We start from the raw sequence: 21,427 nt of genomic DNA on the forward strand, positions 1-21,427 counted from the left end.
GTTTTTATTGTGCACTTATATTGTATATTCAAGATGCAATAATGAAAAAAAGACACCCTAAGGTGTCTTCGTATTATGAAGGCGGTAGACGGATTTGAACCGACGATCAAGCTTTTGCAGAGCCGTGCCTTACCACTTGGCTATACCGCCATAACAAATACCATTCTATCGAAAAAAAAAAGATTCGTCAAGTCTCTTTCATCAAATTGACTGGTTGATTATTCAAACTGCCTATTTACAAGAAACATAAAGAGGTTGAAAGACATTCAACCTCTTCATATTAATTATAACTGTTGTAGATTGATTACTAACATGTTAGTGTTGATTATTGTCTAATCAAGTAATCAAAGGCTCCAATAGCAGCTGTAGCACCAGACCCCATGGAGATAATGATTTGCTTGTAGGCGCTATCTGTACAGTCACCTGCAGCAAAAATACCAGGGATATTTGTTGAACCAAATTTATCAACGATAATTTCTTGGCGCTCATTGAGTTCAATGCCACTATCTTTGAGCCAAGCAGTACTTGGTACAAGACCAATTTGAACAAAGACACCTTCAAGATCAAGATGTTTTTCTGCGTTTGTATCACGCTCAACGTAATTCAAACCAGTTACATGATCTTGACCAACAATTTCTTTGGTTGCAACGTTCTTAAGAATGGTTAGATTATCAGTTTTAGCAGCTCGTTCTTGTAAGACTTGATCTGCCTTTAATTCAGGTAAGAACTCTAAGACCGTAACATGTTTAGTAATGCCTGCTAAATCTAAAGCCGCTTCCAAACCTGAGTTACCACCACCGATAACTGCAACATTCTTTCCTTCAAATAGAGGACCATCACAGTGTGGGCAGTAAGTAACCCCTTTATTGCGGAATTCTTCCTCGCCAGGAACGTTGATATTACGCCATTTGGCTCCGAGAGCTAGGATAGCAGTTTTGGATTTTAAAACGGCACCGTTAGCCAGTGTCACTTCAATAAGTTCTTTCTTTTCGATGCCAGTAGCTAATTGACTTTTGATGATATCAACATCATAAGATTTCGTATGCTCCTCAACTTGGGCCATTAACTTAGGACCTTCTGTATATAGCGTACCAATCATGTTCTCAATGCCGACTGTCTCGATAACTTGTCCACCAAAGGTTTCTGCTAAAAGACCAGTTTTTAAACCTTTACGGGCAGCATAAATGGCCGCACTGTTTCCAGCAGGACCACCACCAATAACCAAAACATCATAGACACCTTTATCAGCGAAAGCATCAGCATCAAGTGGTCCGTCCAATTTTTCAACAAGCTGTTCAATGGTTGCACGACCAGATGTAAATTCTTCTTGGTCTTTGTAAACCGTAGGAACAGACATGATACCTTTGGCTTTGACCTCATCCTGATACATACCACCTTCAATCATGGTGTGAGTGATATTTGGGTTCAAAACAGCCATTATATTAAAGGCTTGAACAACGTCTGGACAATTGTGACAAGTTAATGAAACATAAGTCTCTAAGTCGATGGGTTTATCAATCTTCTTGATACGTTCGATAGTGTCCTCATCAACTTTTGGTGGACGACCAGAAACTTGCAAGAGAGCTAAAATGAAAGATGTGAATTCGTGGCCCATTGGTAAGCCTGAGAAAATAACACGACTTTTTTGCCCTTTTTGTGCAATACCAAAACTAGGTTGACGTTTTAAATGTGTTGATTCAAGACTAATGCGGTCAGACATAGCGGCAATCTCGTCAAGAAATTCCTTCACTTTTCGAGAATTATCATCATCCCCTAAATCTGTTTGTAATACAATATCAGATTCTAGTAAATTTAAATATTGTGCTAATTGCGTCTTGATTTCTTTATCTAAGACCATGGATACCCCCTGGTTGTTAAATTTTACCTACAAGATCTAAGCTAGGAGTAAGTGTTTCAGCTCCTTCTTTCCATTTGGCTGGACAAACTTCACCTGGATGTTGACGAATATATTGAGCAGCACGAACTTTATCAATAAGAGTGCTTGCATCACGTCCAATACCATCAGCGTTAATTTCCATCATTTGGATAACGCCATCTGGATCAATGATAAATGTACCACGTTGTGCGAGGCCATCTTCTCCAAGAACATCAAAGCCTTGTGAGATGTGGTGTGAAGGATCTCCAATCATAGGGTAAGTAATAGTTCCAACAACATCTGAGTCATCATGCCAAGCTTTGTGAACAAAGTGAGTGTCAGTAGAGACCGAGTAAACCTCTACACCAAGAGATTTAAGAGCTTCATATTGTTCTTGAAGGTCACCGAGTTCAGTTGGGCAGACAAATGAAAAATCTGCAGGGTAGAAGCAGAAAACAGCCCATTTTCCTTTAACATCTTCATCTGTAACAGTAATGAATTCCCCGTTGTGGTAAGCTTGTGCTGAAAATTCAATAATTTCTTTTCCGACTAATGACAAAATAATGTCCTCCTCTATTTTTGATAGCCTAATTATAAACAAAATACTTATCAACCTCAAAGAAAACGATTGCAATTTTAATGCGGGTAATTTTTTTCTAATGGTTAGCCTGATTTTAGAGCTTGTCAAATGTCACTTTTTTTGATAAACTACTATAGTTGCGTAAAGTGACAAATACTCATTCTAAGCCGATTGTGGTCTTGTTGCCGCAGGGTGGGACTGCAAGTCTAAAGCTTAGAAGAGGAAAAAACAATTTTTAAGGAGAAATACTCATGGCAGTAATTTCAATGAAACAACTTCTTGAGGCTGGTGTTCACTTCGGTCACCAAACTCGTCGCTGGAATCCTAAGATGGCTAAGTACATCTTCACAGAACGTAACGGAATCCACGTTATCGACTTGCAACAAACTGTAAAAATGGCTGATACAGCTTACGAATTTGTTCGTGAAGCAGCAGCTAACGATGCAGTAATCTTGTTCGTTGGTACTAAAAAACAAGCAGCTGAAGCAGTAGCTGAAGAAGCAACTCGTGCTGGTCAATACTACATCAACCACCGTTGGTTGGGTGGTACTCTTACAAACTGGGATACTATCCAAAAACGTATCGCTCGTTTGAAAGAAATCAAACAAATGGAAGCTGATGGAACTTTCGAAGTTCTTCCTAAGAAAGAAGTTGCACTTCTTAACAAACAACGTGCACGTCTTGAAAAATTCTTGGGTGGTATCGAAGATATGCCTCGCATTCCAGATGTAATCTACATCGTTGACCCACACAAAGAACAAATCGCTGTTAAAGAAGCTAAAAAACTTGGTATCCCAGTTGTAGCGATGGTTGATACAAACGCTGATCCAGATGAGATCGATGTAATCATCCCAGCTAACGATGACGCTATCCGTGCCGTTAAATTGATCACTTCAAAAATGGCTGATGCTATCATCGAAGGTAACCAAGGTGAAGATGCTTCTGCAGATTTCCAAGAAGCAGCTGCAGCTGATTCAATCGAAGAAATCGTTGAAGTTGTCGAAGGTGACAACAACTAATCTTTAAGATTGGTTTGGGCTCGATGCCCACTAAAGATACGACAAACACCTAAGGGGCGGGGCTCAGCCCTGCCCCTTAGTTTGATAAAATAAATTTGGAGAAAAACAAAATGGCAGAAATTACAGCTAAACTTGTTAAAGAATTGCGTGAAAAATCTGGTGCTGGTGTCATGGACGCTAAAAAAGCATTGGTTGAAGTTGAAGGTGATATCGAAAAAGCGATCGAATTGCTTCGCGAAAAAGGTATGGCTAAAGCAGCTAAGAAAGCTGACCGTGTTGCAGCTGAAGGTTTGACTGGTGTTTACGTTAACGGTAACGTTGCAGCAGTTGTTGAAGTTAATGCTGAAACTGACTTCGTTGCGAAGAACGCTCAATTCGTTGAGTTGGTAAACGAAACAGCTAAAGTAATTGCTGAAGGTAAACCAGCTAACAACGAAGAAGCACTTGCATTGACTATGCCTTCAGGTGAAACTCTTGAAGCTGCATACGTAACTGCTACAGCTACTATCGGTGAAAAGATTTCATTCCGTCGTTTTGCAGTTGTTGAGAAAACTGATGCGCAACACTTCGGAGCTTACCAACACAACGGTGGACGTATCGGTGTTGTTTCAGTTATCGAAGGTGGAGATGACGCTCTTGCAAAACAAATCTCAATGCACATTGCAGCGATGAAACCAACTGTTCTTTCATACACTGAATTGGACGAACAATTTGTTAAAGATGAATTGGCACAACTTAACCACGCTATCGATCAAGATAACGAAAGCCGCGCTATGGTTAACAAACCAGCTCTTCCACACCTTAAATATGGTTCTAAAGCTCAATTGACTGATGCTGTTCTTGCTCAAGCTGAAGAAGATATCAAAGCTGAGTTGGCTGCTGAAGGTAAACCAGAAAAAATCTGGGATAAAATCATCCCAGGTAAAATGGACCGCTTCTTGCTTGACAACACTAAAGTTGACCAAGCATACACACTTCTTGCTCAAGTTTACATCATGGACGACAGCAAAACAGTTGAAGCTTACCTTGAATCAGTAAACGCTTCAGTAGTAGAATTCGTTCGCTTTGAAGTTGGTGAAGGTATCGAAAAAGCATCTAACGACTTTGAATCAGAAGTTGCAGCTACAATGGCAGCAGCTCTTAACAACTAATTCTAGTTGCTAGATAAAAAGAAAAGAAGTTACGTGAATGAATCGTAGCTTCTTTTTTGTTGCTATTAAAAAAACGTCTGAGCATGCCCCAGACGTTGAAAAACTAATTAATGAGCGAAGGTATTTACACCAAGTAGAAGAGAGAGTGTTCCCATGATGATACCTGCAAGGATAACCCCAAGCATAACAGCAATAACACTACGTTTAAAGTCCCAATCTAGGATAGATGCTGCTAAGGTACCAGTCCAAGCTCCTGTTCCTGGAAGCGGAATTCCCACAAAAAGTAGAAGGGCCCAGAAGATTCCCTTATCTCCGGCAGCTTTTTCAAGTTTTTGGCCCCCACTGTGACCTTTTTTAAGACACCAGGTAAAGAAGCCACCAATTAGAGGTTTGTCTGCCCCCCATTCGAGAACACGGCGGGCGAAGAAAAAGATAATTGGAACTGGAATCATGTTCCCAATGACACAAAGAATTAGGGCTTGCCACCAAGGAATACCTGAGGCGATAGCGACAGGTACGGCTCCACGGAGCTCAACTAAAGGAATCATAGAGATTAAGAGTGCAATGATGTATTTCATGAGTAACCTTTCATAGGGAAATAAAATAAGAGATAAGACTCAAAGTGAGATGAGCTTTATCAAGAGTGATAAGACTAGTACTACTGCGAAAGTGCTAAAAAGTACTTGTTGGATTAGGTGGGTTTCAGCCTGTTAAAGTGGATAGAAAATTTGAATCAAACACCTTAAGTTACCTAATATTCCAGTCTTATTTATTGTATCTTATATGGTCTCTAATGACAACTTTAAAAAGCTTTTTGAAGGTATAGTTTCCCATGAGCTGACATTTTTGGTATAATAATAGTCAGTTATAGTCAAATTAGACTGGAGGAATTAAGATGGCAAGAAATACATCAGATAGTATAGAAGAATATATTAAAGAATTGCTGGGCCAGTCTGGAATTGCTGAGATTCAACGCTCGAACTTAGCAGATACTTTTCAAGTTGTACCGAGTCAGATTAACTATGTTATTAAGACTCGTTTTACAGAAAGTCGTGGTTATATTGTTGAGAGTAAACGTGGAGGTGGCGGTTATATTCGTATCGTCAAGGTCAGATTCTCCGACAAGCACCACATGATTAATGATTTGCTTCAGAACTTGGCAGATCAGCTCAGCGAGCAGGTATTTACAGACTTGATTCAGTTGCTTTTTGATGAAAAAATCATCACTGAACGTGAGGGAAATTTGATTTTAGCAACTGCTAGTGATGATGTTTTAGGCGAAGATGCGGCTGCTATTCGTTCGCGTATTCTACGCTCGCTATTACTTAGATTGGATAGAAAAGGAAATTAGATGACGACATATTCAAGAAAAATGCAGGCCATTTTCCATCGTGCTCAGCTTGAGGCAGAGCGTTTTGGAAGTCCTTTCTTGGAGACTTGGCATGTGCTTCTGGCTATGGTTGAGGTTCCAGGATCTGTAGCCTACCTAACATTTACTGATTTTGAGGACCGTATTCGTGCGGAAGAGATTGAGACAGCCGCTGTACTAGCGATGGAGAAAAGTCCAAAAGACTTGTCTGAATCCGATATTATCGATTTACGTGCACAGTCACATGCTTTAGAGGTTATGTTGCAAGAGGCAGAGGGAATTGCTAGTGTGACTGGTGCTGTAGAGGTAGGGTCTGAACATGTATTGATGGCCTTCCTTCTTCATAAGGATTTGATGGTTTGTCGTCTCCTTGAAGTTGCTGGTTTTCAATATAAGGATGACAGCGATAAGCCTCGTATTATCGATTTACGACGTTCTTTGGAGCGTTACGCAGGTCTTAGTAAGCAAGATTTGAAGGCCATTCATGACCTTCGTAAGCCTAAAAAATCAAAGGCATCAGGAAATTTTGCTAATATGATGCAGCCTCCTCAATCTTCTACTGGGGAACTGTCAGATTATACCAAGGACTTAACGGCAGTAGCCGAGTCAGGTGCTCTTGATCCTGTTATTGGACGTGAGAAAGAAATTTCACGCATGATTCAGGTTTTGAGTCGTAAAACGAAGAATAACCCAGTTCTTGTGGGTGAAGCAGGTGTTGGTAAGACGGCACTTGCGCTTGGCTTAGCACAGCGTATTGCTTCAGGCGAAGTACCTTTTGAGTTGGCTGATATGCGTATCTTAGAGCTTGATATGATGAGTGTGGTTGCAGGAACACGTTTCCGTGGCGATTTCGAAGAACGTATGAATCAGATCATTGATGAGATTGAAGCTGATGGAAAAATCATTCTTTTTATTGACGAATTGCATACGATTATTGGTTCTGGTTCAGGTATTGATAGCACCTTAGATGCGGCGAATATTTTGAAACCCGCTCTAGCACGTGGAACTCTTCATATGGTTGGAGCAACTACTCAAGCTGAGTACCAGAAGCATATTGAGAAAGATGCAGCTCTTTCTCGCCGTTTTGCTAAGATTACAATTGAGGAGCCAAGTGTACCTGAGGCGATTGATATTCTAAAAGGCCTACGTTCGTCTTATGAAGACTATCATCGTGTAACGATTACTGATGAGGCGGTTGAGACAGCAGTCAAGGCAGCCCACCGTTATTTGACGAGTAAAAACTTGCCTGACTCTGCCATTGATCTTTTAGATGAAGCGAGTGCAACTGTTCAAGGTCGTATCAAAAAAGAAGCCAAACGTGAGATAACGCCTTTGGATGAAGCGCTTCTATCTGGTGATATGAAGGCTGCTGTTAAACAATATAAAGCTAGCCAAAAAGCAAAATTACCAGAACCTGCCTTGGTAGATGCAGATCAGATTATGCAAACCCTTAGTCGTCTATCAGGTATTCCTGTTGAGAAGATGACTCAGGCAGATAGCAAGCGTTACTTGAATCTGGAAGCAGAGCTTCATAAACGTGTTATTGGTCAAGACGAAGCAGTTTCAGCGATTAGTCGTGCTATTCGTCGTAACCAGTCAGGTATTCGTACTGGAAAACGTCCGATTGGTTCCTTCATGTTCCTTGGACCTACTGGTGTTGGTAAGACAGAGTTGGCCAAGGCTTTGGCGGAAGTTCTCTTTGATGATGAGTCAGCTTTGCTTCGCTTTGACATGTCAGAATACATGGAAAAATTTGCGGCTAGCCGCCTTAATGGTGCTCCTCCAGGTTATGTTGGATATGATGAGGGTGGTGAATTAACAGAGAAAGTTCGCAATAAGCCTTACTCAGTTCTCCTCTTTGACGAGGTGGAAAAGGCTCACCCAGATATTTTCAACATCCTCTTACAGGTTTTGGATGATGGTGTCTTGACGGATAGTCGAGGTCGTAAAGTCGATTTCTCAAATACCATTATCATTATGACTTCGAACTTGGGAGCGACTGCTCTTCGTGATGATAAGACTATTGGATTTGGTGCCCAAGACATTTCTCATAATCACCAAGCAATGCAGTCACGTATCATGGAAGAACTTAAGAAGGCCTACCGTCCAGAGTTTATCAACCGTATTGATGAGAAGGTTGTCTTCCATAGTCTAGAGGAAGAGCAACTTCGTGAGATTGTCAAGATTATGATGAAACCGTTGGTATCAGCTTTGGCTGAAAAAGGGATTGACTTGAAATTCCAACCAGCTGCTCTCAAGCATTTAGCTAAAGATGGCTATGATGTTGAGATGGGTGCTCGTCCATTACGTCGCACGATTCAAACTCAAGTGGAGGACAAGTTATCTGAGCTCTTACTAGGTGGTCAAGTAGTTAGTGGACAAACTCTTAAAATCGGCTGCTCGAAAGATAAATTAACCTTTACAGTAGTGTAAAAATCAAACAAATAGACAGATTACAGGTGTAGTCTGTCTTTTTTTGTGTCAATAGGAGTCAAGATAGAGTCAATCTTTCTGTAAAGATGGGGTAAAAGAAAAAGCCGAGCAAAGCTCGACTGTAATAATTAGAGTTTTTCGTTGACAAAGTTGACAAAGTGATTCCACCAGACCTTGAGGAAGAAGCTTTTCTTAACTTCTTTACCAGCAACCAGTTCCATGCTAGGCATACCTTGGTTAGGCAAGTAACCTTCTCCTACAAGTGACTTATCTTCAAAGGTAGCAGTTCCAACCTTGTCACTTGAGTTGACAGGGGCTTGGACTTGATTTGTAGTAACTTTAATATGTTTACTATTGTTAGCATCTATTTTTTGGATGATATTAAAGTCAGACTTAGCAACAGCAGTGACTTGCTTAGATTTCCCATCAAGGACAGGGGCTTGGCTTTTACCGATGGCTTGTCCTTTTTTGGCAATGGTCTTGCTTTCCCAATGATAGACTACGTAATTAAGTAGGTCATTGGTTGCAGTGAAACGGGCGTAGTCATCAGTATCGGTATTATCAGCATTCAAAATGACTGTGATAATGCTCATGCCACTTTCATTTGAGTGGGCCACGAAGGAAGCACCGGCTAAATCAGTGGTCCCTGTTTTTAGGCCATCCACTCCTTTACGGTAACTAGGTTGTCCCTTGAGCATATAGTTGAAGGTTTTGAGTTTGTTGACACCATCAAAATCAGCTTCAGTTTTTTTAGTGATATCGAGAATTTCAGGATATTCTTTCACTACGTGTTGTGCAATGATAGCAACATCTTTAGCACTCATGGTATTTTCTTCGTCTGATTTAGAGCCTGGATAGATATTGTCACCTAAGTAAGAATTATTGAGACCAGAGGCATTGACAATCTTGGCATCAGTGATACCCCAATCTTTAAGTTGGGCTTTCATCATGTCGACAAACTTACTTTCGGTTCCTCCGATTTCCTCGGCTAGAGCAATAGATGCACTGTTGGCACTGGAAATAAGAGTTGCGTCAAGAAGTTGTTTGACAGTGTATTTGCGGGCGTCTAGTGGAATATTAGATACTCCGGTACTGACAGTTAGTTCAAAGGGGTAGTCAGAAATGTCAACTTTGCTGTTCCACTTGAGGTCTCCCTGATCTACCGCTTTATAAACCATATAGGCTGTTAGAAGCTTGGTAATAGAGCCAATCCCCGTAGAGGTGGTTGCATCTTTTTCGTATAAAATTTTGCCAGTATTAGCTTCGACAGCGATGGCATGTTTGGCTGCGGCATTATATCCTTTTTTCTTATCTGTTGCAAAAGCAGGGGCTACGCTACCCAGACAGAGTAAGAAGGTCATCATAAGCGTAATCAGTTTTTTCATGGTTTGTTCCTTCATGTGTTTTGGATATTTATTATACCACATTTTGAGAGGAACTTAAGGTGTTGAGAAGGAGCTTTTACTTACAAGAATAATTTTTAAAGCAAGATAAAACTACCTTTTGATATCTAAAAGGTAGTTTTGTGTTTACTTGTTTCCTGTAAAGAAATTAACGATATGGTTCCACCAAACTTTTAAGAAGAAACTTTTCTTGATAGATTGGTTAGCTGTTACAGAAATTTGAGGTGGATCAGAGATGTAACCTGTTCCAACGAGATCCTTATCATCAAAGGTCGCTGTTCCAATAGTGTCACCTTTTTTGATAGGGGCTGTTATAGTTTTTGCTTTGATTTTAACAGCATCATTTTTGCTGTTTATTTTTTGAACGACTGTAAGGTCTGACTCGAGTTTAGCAGAGATGGTTTGACTGTCTCCATCGGCTACCTTAATATCATTTTTCTTGACGATTTGTCCCTTGGTGTTGAGGGTTTTGATTTTCCAGTTTTGAGTCACATAATCTAGCAACTCATTTGTGGCCGTGAATCTGGCTGCTTCATCTTCTCCGCCATTGTCCGCATTCATAACAACGGTAATTAAACTCATGCCATTTTCATTGGCGTGGGCTACAAAGGATGCCCCTGCAAGTTCAGTTGTTCCAGTCTTGAGTCCATCAACGCCTTCACGGTAGTTGTCTTGCCCCTCCAACATGTAGTTGTGCGTCGTTAATTTGTTGTCACCTTCGAAATCAGTTTCGGTTTGCTTGGTGATTTCAAGTACCTGAGGATAGTCTTTGATGAGGTGGTCTGCAATAATGGCAACATCTAGAGCGCTCATAGTATTTTCGTCATCTGCTTTAGAGCCAGGATAGCGGTTATCCCCAAGGTATTTATTGTTTAGGCCAGAAGCGTTAAATAATTTAGCATCTGTAATGCCCCATTCTTTAAGTTGGGCTGTCATAGTGTCAACAAAGGCACTCTCTGATCCTGAGATTTTTTCAGCTAGAGCAATAGCAGCACTGTTAGCGCTGGAAATGAGGGTGGCATCCAGGAGCTGTTTAACAGTGTATTTTCGGGAATCTAGTGGGACATTTGAAACTTCTGAATCAACGGTTAAGTTGAAAGGATAGTCTGAAATATCTACTTCAGTGTCCCAGGTAATTTTTCCTTGGTCAACTGCTTTATAGACCATGTAGGCTGTTAGGATTTTAGTCATTGAAGCCACACCATCAGGAGTAGTGGCGTCCTTTTCATAGAGGACTTTCCCAGTAGTTGCTTCGATAGCAATCGCATGTTTAGCAGAAACATTGAAGTTATCTGTCTGTTCTTGTGCTAGAGCAGGTGTTACTAGGCCTAGTAAGATTAAGGCAATCATAATGATGTGTTGTAATTTTTTCATAGTCATTCCTTTGTCTCTCATAAGTGTTTATTATATCACAAAACGACTTAAATATCTGAGAGAAAGGGAGACTTGGGCGCTAACTTATGCCGGAGCTCTGCCATTTTTGACTATATTATGGTAAAATGAAAGTTATATCAAATGAATGACATAAAGTTGACCGGTTCGTTTTTTTAAGGGCTGGTCATGGATAAAAAGAGGGATCAAACATGGCTAAACAAACTTTTGAGATGACCTTTGCAGGACGCCCGCTTGTCGTTGAAGTTGGGCAGGTAGCCAAGCAGGCTAATGGTGCTGTCGTCGTGCGTTATGGAGATACAACTGTATTATCAACAGCTGTTATGTCTAAAAAGATGGCAACTGCAGATTTCTTTCCTTTACAGGTTAATTATGAGGAAAAAATGTATGCAGCTGGTAAGTTCCCGGGTGGCTTTAATAAGCGTGAGGGTCGTCCTTCAACAGATGCCACTTTGACTGCTCGCCTCATCGACCGTCCTATTCGTCCTATGTTTGCGGAGGGCTTTCGTAACGAAGTTCAAGTCATTAACACCGTCCTCTCTTATGATGAGAATGCTAGTGCTCCGATGGCGGCTATGTTTGGGAGTTCTTTAGCTCTTTCTATCTCTGATATTCCTTTCAATGGTCCGATTGCTGGGGTTCAAGTGGCCTATGCTGCAGAAGATTTCATCATCAACCCAAGTGCAGCGGATAAGGAAGTTTCACTTTTAGATTTGACAGTGGCAGGTACCAAGGAAGCTATCAATATGGTAGAGTCAGGTGCCCAGGAATTGTCTGAGGATATTATGTTGCAAGCACTCTTGAAGGGACATGAGGCTATTCAAGAGTTGGTTGATTTCCAAAATTATATCGTTGCAGCTGTTGGTAAGGAAAAGGCTGAGGTTGAACTTCTACAAGTTGATGCTGATTTGAAAGTCGAAATCGAAACAGCTTATTATGATCAATTAGCTAAGGCTGTTCAGGTGGAAGAAAAACTGGCGCGTGAAGCAGCAACTCAGGCTGTAAAAGAAGAAGTCCTCGCTTCTTATCAAGAACGCTTTGCAGAAGATGAAGATAAGGAAACCATTCTGCGTGATGTGGCAGAAATCCTTGAGCAGATGGAACATGCTGAAGTGCGCCGTCTCATTACCGAGGATAAGGTTCGTCCAGATGGCCGTCGTGTGGATGAAATCCGTCCTTTGGACGCAGAGATTGACTTTCTTCCTAAGGTTCATGGTTCAGGTCTCTTTACACGTGGTCAAACTCAAGCCTTGTCAGTTTTGACTTTGGCACCTATGAGTGATACACAACTTGTTGATGGTTTGGATCCAGAGTATAAGAAACGTTTCCTTCACCACTATAATTTTCCTCAGTATTCAGTGGGTGAGACAGGGCGTTATGGTGCACCAGGTCGACGTGAAATTGGTCACGGAGCCTTGGGTGAACGTGCCCTTGCTCAGGTTCTCCCAAGTGTTGAAGAGTTCCCTTATGCGATCCGTTTGGTAGCCGAAGTCTTGGAGTCAAATGGTTCTTCATCACAAGCTTCTATTTGTGCAGGAACCTTGGCGCTTATGGCTGGTGGTGTACCGATTAAGGCACCTGTTGCAGGTATTGCCATGGGACTTATCTCAGATGGTACTAACTACACTGTCCTAACTGATATTCAAGGTTTGGAAGATCATTTTGGAGATATGGACTTTAAGGTAGCTGGTACACGTCAAGGAATTACAGCTCTTCAGATGGATATTAAGATTTCGGGTATTACACCGGCCATTCTCGAAGAGGCTTTGGTTCAGGCAAAGGTAGCTCGTTTTGAAATTCTTGATGTTATTGAGTCAGCAATCGCTGAGCCACGTCCAGAATTGGCACCAACAGCACCTAAGATTGACAGTATTCAGATTCCTGTTGACAAGATCAAGGTTGTCATCGGTAAAGGTGGCGAAACTATTGACAAGATTATCGCTGAGACTGGTGTCACTATTGATATTGATGAAGAAGGTCTTGTTCAGATTTTCTCTAGTGATCAGGATGCCATTAACCGTGCTAAAACTATCATCTCTGATCTTGTACGTGAAGCTAAGGTTGGAGAAGTTTACACTGTACCCGTTGTGCGTATTGAAAAGTTCGGTGCCTTCGTCCACCTTTTCAATAAGACAGATGCTCTCATCCACATCTCAGAACTAGCTTGGGAACGTACTGAGCATGTCGAAGATGTGGTTAAAGTTGGGGGTACGGTAACTGTTAAGATTATCAAAATCGATGAAAAAGGACGTATCGATGCCTCAATCAAGGCCTTGCTTCCTAAGCCTGAAAAATTTGAGGAAGGGGAAAATGGAGGAGAGCAGCGACATCGCCGTCGTTCTCGTCATAAACCACGCCACCATAATGAAAGTGGTGAAACACCGAAAAATCCTGATAAATCAGAAACGAAAGAACAGACAGAAGAATGACAGAAAATCAAGAATTGCAAGCTTTTGATGAAACTCTAAAAAAATTTTTAAAGGAACCAGACCACTTTTTGACTAGTCTGGCTTTGGTTAATCACCTACAACGTACTCCCGTCTTGGCTGCCCAAGACCTCTACGCAGTTGAAGTGGAAGGAAAGAAGGTTGTTCCTGTCTTCACCAATGAACAGGACCTACAATCTTTCAAAGCTACTCAAGAGAGTGCTCGAGAACAAACTTGGGTAGAACGTTCGAGCTTAGATGTTTTAACACAACTTGTTCAGGCAGAGCTTTTTGGTCTTGCTTTCAATTTAAAAGAGGATGGTGATTTCTCGAATACCACTCTTTTTGCAAGCAGTGAACTCATCCAGTTTATCAACTATTTCACTCAGACCCTTAATAATCTTTTGGGTGAGGAAAATCAAAAGGCAGCTCCTAAAGATAAGATTTATCTTGTTCCAGCCTTCATTCACAAACGCGAGGAAGATGGCCAGGATGACCGTTTCTTTGCGACCATGTCGAATGCAGAGGGACAAAGTTATGTGCCTGTGTTTACGAACTTAACGAGCTTTGCAAAATGGTACGGTAACGAGACTTTTGGTCTACCTTTCCGTAAGGCTAAAGGGACGATTTTACAGTGGCCACTGTCAGAAATTTACCAGCCTTCAACAGGTGAAAATGAGTTGGATAAGGTTCAAGGTATTGTCATCAATCCGTTTGATGAGCAGCCTGAGTTAGTCGACTGGTCTTATTTTGAAGGGGATAGCGAGTAGACCTAGTGTTGGTAGCTTTCCACTTTAAATAATAATAGGGCCACAGCAAACAATAATAACAATAATGATGTAAGGAGTGACCTAAATGGGTTGGTGGAAAGAAAGTATTGATATAGTAAAGAAAAATGACCCGGCAGCTCGGACGAGTCTAGAGGTTCTTTTAACCTACCCTGGCTTAAAAGCCTTGGCTGCTCATCGTATCTCACATTTTCTCTGGCGCCACCATTGTCGACTCTTAGCGCGTATGCATAGTCAGTTTTGGCGCTTTTGGACTCAAATTGAGATTCACCCAGGGGCTCAGATTGCTGAAGGTGTCTTCATTGACCATGGCTCTGGCCTTGTTATTGGTGAGACAGCTGTTGTGGAGAAGGGTGCTATGCTTTACCACGGTGTCACTTTAGGTGGTACTGGTAAAGATGTGGGAAAACGTCACCCAACTGTTCGTGAGGGTGCCTTGGTTTCAGCTCATGCTCAGGTCATAGGCCCTATTGAGATTGGAAAGAATGCTAAGGTCGGTGCGGCAGCTGTGGTTGTTGCGGATGTCCCAGAAGATGTTACAGTCGTTGGTGTTCCTGCTAAGGTTGTGCGTGTTCATGGTCAAAAGGATGAAGAAGTTATCCACGATATTGAAGAAGGTCGTGAATACTATAGCGAAAAGCTAGAAGACCTTCTAAAAGCAGCTAGCTTTCATTCATCACGTCTATAAGGAAAGGAAACGATGAAACTCTTTAGTTCAAAGGTGACTCGATTGACGGTTGTGGGTCCTCTTGCTCTTGTTTACATTGCTTTACATAGAGCAGACTATAGTATGGCCGCCTTATGGTTTTGCATTGCTCTGTTATGGGCCGGTCTTGTTTTTAAGCAACGACACAAGTGAGATTTGAGTAATGAAAAAATTCTTCAAGGACAATCCTTTTTTGGTCTTCTATATAGTTGGGAGTTTTCTTTCAGCTATGTCTCTCTTAGCTCAAGGTCAGCTAGATGCGGCTATTTGGATTATCATTCTCGTTATACTCTTGTGTTTGTACCTAAACCATATCAAAGATAAAAAATAGTTTCCAGTTAATTGAAAGGAATCTCTAGTGATTAAAATTTATGATACGATGACGCGTTCGCTCCGTGATTTTGTACCTTTGACAGAAAATGTTGTCAATATGTATGTCTGCGGACCAACAGTTTACAATTACATTCATATCGGAAATGCCCGTTCAGCAGTAGCTTTTGATACTATTCGTCGTTATTTTGAGTATTGTGGCTACACAGTCAACTATATTTCCAACTTTACGGATGTAGATGATAAGATCATCAAGGCAGCCAATGAAGCTGGTATTTCAACTAAGGAATTGTCGGACAAGTTTATCGCGGCCTTTATGGAAGATACCGGACAACTTGGCATCAAACCAGCGACACAAAATCCACGTGTTATTAACTACATGGATGAAATCATTGCATTCGTGTCAACCTTGGTTGACAAAGGATTTGCCTATGTCTCTGAAGGTGATGTTTACTTCCGAGTAGCTAAGTCAAACAACTATGCTAAATTGGCTAACAAGACCTTGGAAGATCTTGAAATTGGTGCAAGCGGACGTACGGATGCTGAAACAGAACGTAAGGAAAATCCTCTAGATTTTGCCCTTTGGAAAGCTGCTAAAGAGGGAGAAGTTTTTTGGGATAGCCCATGGGGACCTGGTCGTCCTGGTTGGCACATCGAATGTTCTGTTATGGCGACTGAAATCCTTGGAGATACTATCGATATTCATGGTGGAGGGGCAGACCTTGAGTTTCCACACCATACCAATGAAATTGCCCAATCCGAAGCCAAAACTGGCAAGACCTTTGCTAACTACTGGATGCATAATGGTTTTGTCAATGTGGATAATGAAAAAATGTCAAAATCCTTGGGTAACTTCGTGACCGTTCATGATATGCTTCAAACGGTTGATGGTCAAGTGCTTCGCTTCTTCCTAGCAACACAACAGTATCGTAAACCAATTAACTTTACAGAAAAAGCTATCCATGATGCTGAAGTCAATCTTAAGTATTTGAAAAATACCCACAGTCTTCCGTTGACAGAACAGGTGAATCAAGCTGAGTTGCAAACTTATCTTGACGCCTTCCAAGAAGCTATGGATGATGATTTTAATACGGCAAACGGAGTGACTGTTCTGTTTGACATGGCTAAATGGATTAATTCAGGCAATTATGATCAAACCGTTAAGGATGCTTTTGAAAAAATGCTCCAAGTCTTCGGTATTATTTTCGAAGAAGAAGTCCTTGATGAAGATATCGAAAAACTCATTGAAGAGCGTCAAGCGGCGCGTGCCAACAAGGACTTTGCGACAGCAGACCGCATTCGTGATGAGTTAGCTGCTCAAGGTATCAAACTTCTTGATACCAAGGAGGGCGTGAGGTGGACACGTGACTAAACATCTTGATGTCAACCTTATTAATGGTATTGCTCTCGCTTTTGAGGGAGATGCTGTCTATTCCTTGTACATTCGCCGTCACCTGATTTTTCAAGGTCAGACCAAGCCAAACCAACTGCACCGTCTAGCTACACGCTATGTTTCAGCTAAGGCCCAGGCTAGTCTCATTGAAAAAATGCTGGAGCAAGAGCTTTTGACTGAAAAAGAGCTAGACATCTATAAACGAGGTCGTAATGCGAATAGCCATACCAAGGCTAAAAATACAGATGTTATTACTTATAAAATGTCAACAGGCTTCGAAGCAGTCATGGGCTATCTTCATATGACAGAGGATATCGCTCGCTTAGAGGAACTGATTGCTTGGTGTATTGACGAAGTTGAAAAAGAAATCTAAAAATTCTGCCGAGAGCAGGATTTTTTGTTTAAAGGCTATAAAAATTGTAACAGTTAGCCAGAGTTTCAAAATTTAGATTATTTGATAATCAAAGTAATTCAGCGTCTTGACAATAAAAAATAAGATGAAACTAATATTTAGCACCTTGAAAATGAGAAAGTTAAGGGATGTCTGACACGTGTAAAACCCCGATATAATAGCGTTTTTTAATAAAACTAATTTGACAGAAAGTAAAAAAAAAGTCTATAATATTAGTAAATGAGGCCATCTAAAAAATGAGGAGGTGAATGGAAATAGCTAAGAAAAAAGTTTTCTATACAACTTTTGCTGCTTTGATTTTATCTAGCTTTACGCTTCAAACAGGTAAAGCAGATGAAGTTCAGGTAAAACCTGATGAAGCTAAAATAGATTATGTTAATAGTGAGGCACCGGCTCCAGTTGCTCCTCAGGCTGATTTTTCTTCAGTAGGAGCTAAGGCAGAGTCAGCGAGTCAAGTAAGTTCAGTAGTGACCTCAACGTCACTGATGGTTGTCTCTTCAAGTGAGACAGATGAGGGGCTTCTTGAGGTACATTCTCAAGTTGATATCGTGGAGACTAGTGTTTCTACGACGACACCTCATTCAGAAGAGGCTCGTGCCCAGGCTTTTGGTGAGGATCGATCAGTAGCGGCATCTGAACGAGGAGATGCAAACCCAACATCTGATTCTGAACAAGCAAAACCAAATATTGTGCTTACTTATGATAAGTCTCATGAGGCTACAGCGACTGCAGAGTCTCAAGCTGTGACTTCAATGTATAAGAGTGAAAGCACACTATACACATCTGAACTTGCTGGAAATACACATGCAGTTATAGAAAAATCAGAGTATTCTTCACTGGATTCTCATACGACATCTGTAAGTGCGACTCCTACTAGCCAAGCTATTGCAACTTCTGAAGTCGCTTCTGAGTCTGCAAGCACTGCAAGCTCTCTTGCATCTACGGCTCCAGAAACGAGTCAGTTAAATAATAATTCAGAAGATAGCTTAACTGTCCTTACGGTTGGCTGGAAAGATTCATCATCAACTTCTGAGGTCTTTGAAACTTCTGTAGTGGTTTCTATGTTGCAAAGTGAGAGTTTGACCTATTCGTCAGAGGTAACCTTTACGGATGGACTTACTTCAGAAATCTTAGCAACTCCAATCACTTCTGAAGTTTATACCGTTGTTCCAAAACGAGACAGTACTGGAGCGCTTCTTGAAGATCAACCTGCTGTTACAGGGAATACAGATATTCTTTATTTAGCACGTGGTGAAATCTTTAACGTCAACTTTGATGTTAACAAGATGGAAGGTAAGAAGATTAAGGGCCTTAATCTAGTCCTTGATGGCAAACAAATTCATCACAGTTACTTTGTTGAAGGAACTCTGGATGAGGTCAATGCTGGTTTGAGTGCCTACCATTTGGCAGAGCAAACAACTGGTATTCATAAAATGACCTTTGAGTTGATTGATACGAATAACAATATTCATTACCTGACACAAACCTTCAGTGTCTTCAATGAAGGTGAGCGTCCAGTGACACCTGATAGTTACCGTAGGAATCAGTATTCATCAACAACGACTGTACCGGTTACTTATAATACCAGTGCAAATAGCTACACTGAAACAGCCAATCATATACAAGCTACGGCTGTTAATGAGTTGGCTGAGACAACTAGAGCGCTAACACAGCAATTGGCAGAACAAATTGCTGAGGTTTTGAGTGGTTGGTCTTCAGCGATTTCTGGAAATAGTTCAACAAGCACAGGTTCAATTGATATCTTCCAAGCAGCAGGTAAAACCATTACTCAAGCTGCGAGAAAGATTGCAGAATCAATCTCAGATCCAGATACAATTGGTAAGCAAGCTTTGGCTGCTGCAACTGTTGTTCTCGTTCTTCTAGTGCTTTACCTAGCAGCAATTACATTTATTTAACATGCTTTGCCCTCGTAAGAGGGCTTTTTTTATGATAGAATTAGCTTATGAAAACAACTAAAGAATCAAGTCTAGACATTGTTTATGGTGTGCATGCCGTAACAGAGAGTCTGGAAGCAAATACTGGTAATAAACTCTATATTCAAGATGATCTTCGAGGGAAAAATGTTGATGCTATTAAGGCTTTGGCAGCTGAAAAGAAGGTTTCCATCTCTTGGACACCTAAGAAAACCCTGTCTGATATGACAGGTGGAGCTGTGCATCAAGGTTTTGTTCTTCGTGTGTCAGAGTTCGCTTATTCTGAACTCTCAGTTATTATGGATAAGGCTGAACAAGAGGAGAATCCTCTAGTCCTCATTTTAGATGGACTCAACGATCCTCATAACTTTGGTTCTATCCTACGTACAGCTGATGCTACTCAGGTGACAGGAGTTATTATTCCTAAGCATCGTGCTGTGGGGGTAACACCTGTCGTTGCCAAGACATCAACAGGGGCAGTGGAACATATTCCCATTGCTCGAGTGACCAATCTTAGCCAAACTCTTGATAAACTTAAAGAAGCAGGCTTCTGGGTATTTGGGACAGATATGGATGGCACACCATCTCATAAATGGAACACAGCTGGGAAGGTTGCCCTTATCATTGGTAATGAAGGCAAGGGAATCTCTGCTAACATCAAGAAGCAAGTGGATGAGATGATTACTATTCCTATGAGTGGTCATGTGCAGAGCCTTAATGCCAGTGTGGCAGCTGCAGTTCTCATGTATGAAGTTTATCGAAACCGATTGTAACTATGAAAAAAAGAATACTTCTAGTTGATGGTTATAATATGATTGCCTTTTGGCAAGAAACCCGTCAACTTTTTAAGACCAATCAGCTTGATCAAGCTCGTGAAACATTGCTTCGTAAGCTTAATCATTATGCTAACTTTGAACATATTGATATTATCTGTGTATTTGATGCTCAGTTTGTTCCAGGGAGCCGTCAGCGTTATGATCAGTATCGTATCAGTGTTATTTTTACTGAGGAAGATGAGACAGCAGATAGCTATATTGAGCGCGCAGCGGCTGAGATGAATACTGTTCAAAATCTAGTTGAAGTGGCAACTAGTGACTTAAATGAACAGTGGGCTATCTTTTCGCAAGGGGCTTTACGTGTTTCGGCGCGTGAGTTGGAAGAGCGTGTCAATACCGTTAAGTCTGACCTAGACAAGATGTCGGCACATATTGACTTAAAGACACCAAAACTACGTCCTTGGGACGATGCACAATTAGGGAAATTACAGGACCTTTTAAATGAAATAGAATAGAGGGATATATGACATTTAATATTTTGACAGATTCCACAGCAGATCTAGATGAAAAATGGGCTCAGGAGAATAAGGTAGAGCTCGTTGGTTTGACCATCACGCTTGATGATATTGCCTATGAGACCGTTGGCCCTAACCGTTTAACGAGTGACCGTCTCTTAGAACGTATGCAAGAAGGCAGTCAGCCAACCACAAGCCAGGTGAATGTTGGTCAATTTGAAGAGGTTTTTCGTCGTCATGCTAAAAATGGTGATGCTCTTCTCTATATTGCCTTCTCATCAGTGCTTTCAGGTACTTATCAAAGTGCTGTTATGGCGCGTGACATGATTTTGGATGAATACCCAGAAGCTATCATTGAGATTGTAGATACCCTGGCGGCAGCAGGTGGGGAAGGTTATCTTTCTATTTTGGCGGCAGAAGCTCGTGACCAAGGTAAGAGCTTATCTGAAACAAAAGCCATGATTGAGGACATTCTGCCACGTTTACGGACCTATTTCTTAGTTGATGATCTCTACCATCTCATGCGTGGGGGTCGCCTTTCTAAAAGCTCAGCTATTATTGGTAGTTTGATTAATATCAAACCCCTTCTTTGGTTGGACGCTTCAGGCAAGTTGGTTCCTCTGGCCAAAATCCGTGGACGTAAAAAAGCCATTAAAGAAATGGTCCTACAAGCTACCCAGGATATTGGACATAGCACAGCAATTGTCGCTTATGCCAATGATATTGAAGCGGCGGAGAATCTAAAAGAACAATTGTTAGCAGTTGACGGCATTGAGCAAGTTCTCATTATGCCACTTGGGCCAGTCATCTCTACTCACGTCGGACCGGATACTTTAGCCGTCTTTACGATTGGTAAAGAAGCTAGATAGAAAAAGTGTCAGATAGGCTTTCCTATCTGATTTTTTTGTTTTCTGAAATGATAGA

Annotated in this window: 18 protein-coding genes and 1 tRNA gene; 13 read left to right on the forward strand and 6 right to left on the reverse strand. The window is 41.2% G+C overall.

Annotation, left to right across the window (positions count from 1 at the left end):
* Positions 1 to 79: 79 nt before the first annotated feature.
* From HMPREF2697_RS05545 to ahpC, 3 genes are all read right to left on the reverse strand, one after another.
* Positions 80 to 150: transfer RNA gene (locus HMPREF2697_RS05545), tRNA-Cys, on the reverse strand.
* A gap of 175 nt (positions 151 to 325) precedes the next feature.
* Entirely contained in the window at positions 326 to 1,858 is a 1,533-nt protein-coding gene (gene ahpF / locus HMPREF2697_RS05550; RefSeq protein WP_004182171.1) for an alkyl hydroperoxide reductase subunit F, read from the reverse strand.
* A 16-nt stretch (positions 1,859 to 1,874) separates the two neighbouring features.
* Entirely contained in the window at positions 1,875 to 2,435 is a 561-nt protein-coding gene (gene ahpC / locus HMPREF2697_RS05555) for an alkyl hydroperoxide reductase subunit C (RefSeq protein WP_002886340.1), read from the reverse strand.
* A 272-nt stretch (positions 2,436 to 2,707) separates the two neighbouring features.
* Between ahpC and rpsB the strand changes: the two genes are divergently transcribed.
* The gene (gene rpsB, locus HMPREF2697_RS05560; RefSeq protein ID WP_002886342.1) at positions 2,708 to 3,475 is read left to right on the forward strand and encodes a 30S ribosomal protein S2; all 768 of its coding nucleotides are present in this window, start codon (positions 2,708 to 2,710) and stop codon (positions 3,473 to 3,475) included.
* Between the two features lie 110 nt (positions 3,476 to 3,585).
* Positions 3,586 to 4,626, forward strand: coding sequence for a translation elongation factor Ts (gene tsf / locus HMPREF2697_RS05565; RefSeq protein WP_002886343.1), 1,041 nt, complete (start codon positions 3,586 to 3,588; stop codon positions 4,624 to 4,626).
* A 107-nt stretch (positions 4,627 to 4,733) separates the two neighbouring features.
* Here tsf and HMPREF2697_RS05570 read toward each other — a convergent pair whose 3' ends face one another.
* Entirely contained in the window at positions 4,734 to 5,204 is a 471-nt protein-coding gene (locus HMPREF2697_RS05570; RefSeq protein WP_002886344.1) for a COG2426 family protein, read from the reverse strand.
* 317 nt (positions 5,205 to 5,521) lie between these two features.
* Here HMPREF2697_RS05570 and HMPREF2697_RS05575 point away from each other — a divergent pair, with 317 nt between their 5' ends.
* Both HMPREF2697_RS05575 and HMPREF2697_RS05580 read left to right on the forward strand, forming a co-directional pair.
* Positions 5,522 to 5,977: a CtsR family transcriptional regulator gene (locus HMPREF2697_RS05575; protein ID WP_014633783.1), complete on the forward strand. Its 456-nt coding sequence runs from the start codon at positions 5,522 to 5,524 to the stop codon at positions 5,975 to 5,977.
* A complete protein-coding gene (locus HMPREF2697_RS05580) occupies positions 5,978 to 8,428 on the forward strand; it encodes an ATP-dependent Clp protease ATP-binding subunit (protein ID WP_070849930.1) in 2,451 nt (816 codons plus the stop codon). It begins immediately after the preceding gene.
* 128 nt (positions 8,429 to 8,556) lie between these two features.
* Here HMPREF2697_RS05580 and pbp3 (HMPREF2697_RS05585) read toward each other — a convergent pair whose 3' ends face one another.
* Positions 8,557 to 9,813: a D-alanyl-D-alanine carboxypeptidase PBP3 gene (pbp3, locus tag HMPREF2697_RS05585; RefSeq protein ID WP_045768740.1), complete on the reverse strand. Its 1,257-nt coding sequence runs from the start codon at positions 9,811 to 9,813 to the stop codon at positions 8,557 to 8,559.
* Between the two features lie 144 nt (positions 9,814 to 9,957).
* Complete coding sequence (gene pbp3, locus HMPREF2697_RS05590) at positions 9,958 to 11,205, reverse strand: D-alanyl-D-alanine carboxypeptidase PBP3 (RefSeq protein WP_002886348.1); 1,248 nt, start codon at positions 11,203 to 11,205, stop codon at positions 9,958 to 9,960.
* Positions 11,206 to 11,414: 209 nt separating this feature from the next.
* On the opposite strand from pbp3 (HMPREF2697_RS05590), the gene pnp reads away from it, so the two are divergent.
* The 9 genes from pnp to HMPREF2697_RS05635 all read left to right on the forward strand — a co-directional run bounded on the left by pnp (position 11,415) and on the right by HMPREF2697_RS05635 (position 21,372).
* Positions 11,415 to 13,652, forward strand: coding sequence for a polyribonucleotide nucleotidyltransferase (gene pnp / locus HMPREF2697_RS05595; RefSeq protein WP_070849932.1), 2,238 nt, complete (start codon positions 11,415 to 11,417; stop codon positions 13,650 to 13,652).
* A complete protein-coding gene (locus HMPREF2697_RS05600) occupies positions 13,649 to 14,419 on the forward strand; it encodes an SseB family protein (RefSeq protein ID WP_070849934.1) in 771 nt (256 codons plus the stop codon). The genes pnp and HMPREF2697_RS05600 overlap by 4 nt, the downstream gene beginning before the upstream one ends.
* Positions 14,420 to 14,504: 85 nt before the next feature.
* Positions 14,505 to 15,125, forward strand: coding sequence for a serine O-acetyltransferase (gene cysE, locus HMPREF2697_RS05605; protein ID WP_002886354.1), 621 nt, complete (start codon positions 14,505 to 14,507; stop codon positions 15,123 to 15,125).
* Positions 15,126 to 15,501: 376 nt separating this feature from the next.
* Complete coding sequence (cysS, locus tag HMPREF2697_RS05610) at positions 15,502 to 16,845, forward strand: cysteine--tRNA ligase (protein ID WP_070849936.1); 1,344 nt, start codon at positions 15,502 to 15,504, stop codon at positions 16,843 to 16,845.
* Entirely contained in the window at positions 16,838 to 17,239 is a 402-nt protein-coding gene (locus HMPREF2697_RS05615) for a Mini-ribonuclease 3 (RefSeq protein ID WP_002886359.1), read from the forward strand. Before cysS ends, HMPREF2697_RS05615 begins: the two co-directional genes overlap by 8 nt.
* Before the next feature lie 287 nt (positions 17,240 to 17,526).
* Complete coding sequence (locus tag HMPREF2697_RS05620) at positions 17,527 to 19,194, forward strand: hypothetical protein (protein WP_002886368.1); 1,668 nt, start codon at positions 17,527 to 17,529, stop codon at positions 19,192 to 19,194.
* A 47-nt stretch (positions 19,195 to 19,241) separates the two neighbouring features.
* On the forward strand, positions 19,242 to 19,985 hold the full coding sequence (rlmB, locus tag HMPREF2697_RS05625; RefSeq protein ID WP_002886369.1) for a 23S rRNA (guanosine(2251)-2'-O)-methyltransferase RlmB: 744 nt from the start codon (positions 19,242 to 19,244) through the stop codon (positions 19,983 to 19,985).
* Positions 19,986 to 19,987: 2 nt separating this feature from the next.
* Entirely contained in the window at positions 19,988 to 20,503 is a 516-nt protein-coding gene (locus HMPREF2697_RS05630) for an NYN domain-containing protein (RefSeq protein ID WP_002886370.1), read from the forward strand.
* Positions 20,504 to 20,511: 8 nt separating this feature from the next.
* A complete protein-coding gene (locus tag HMPREF2697_RS05635; RefSeq protein WP_013989934.1) occupies positions 20,512 to 21,372 on the forward strand; it encodes a DegV family protein in 861 nt (286 codons plus the stop codon).
* Positions 21,373 to 21,427: the final 55 nt, after the last annotated feature.

The organism is Streptococcus sp. HMSC064D12 (genome assembly GCF_001837205.1).
GTDB lineage: Bacteria > Bacillota > Bacilli > Lactobacillales > Streptococcaceae > Streptococcus > Streptococcus salivarius_D.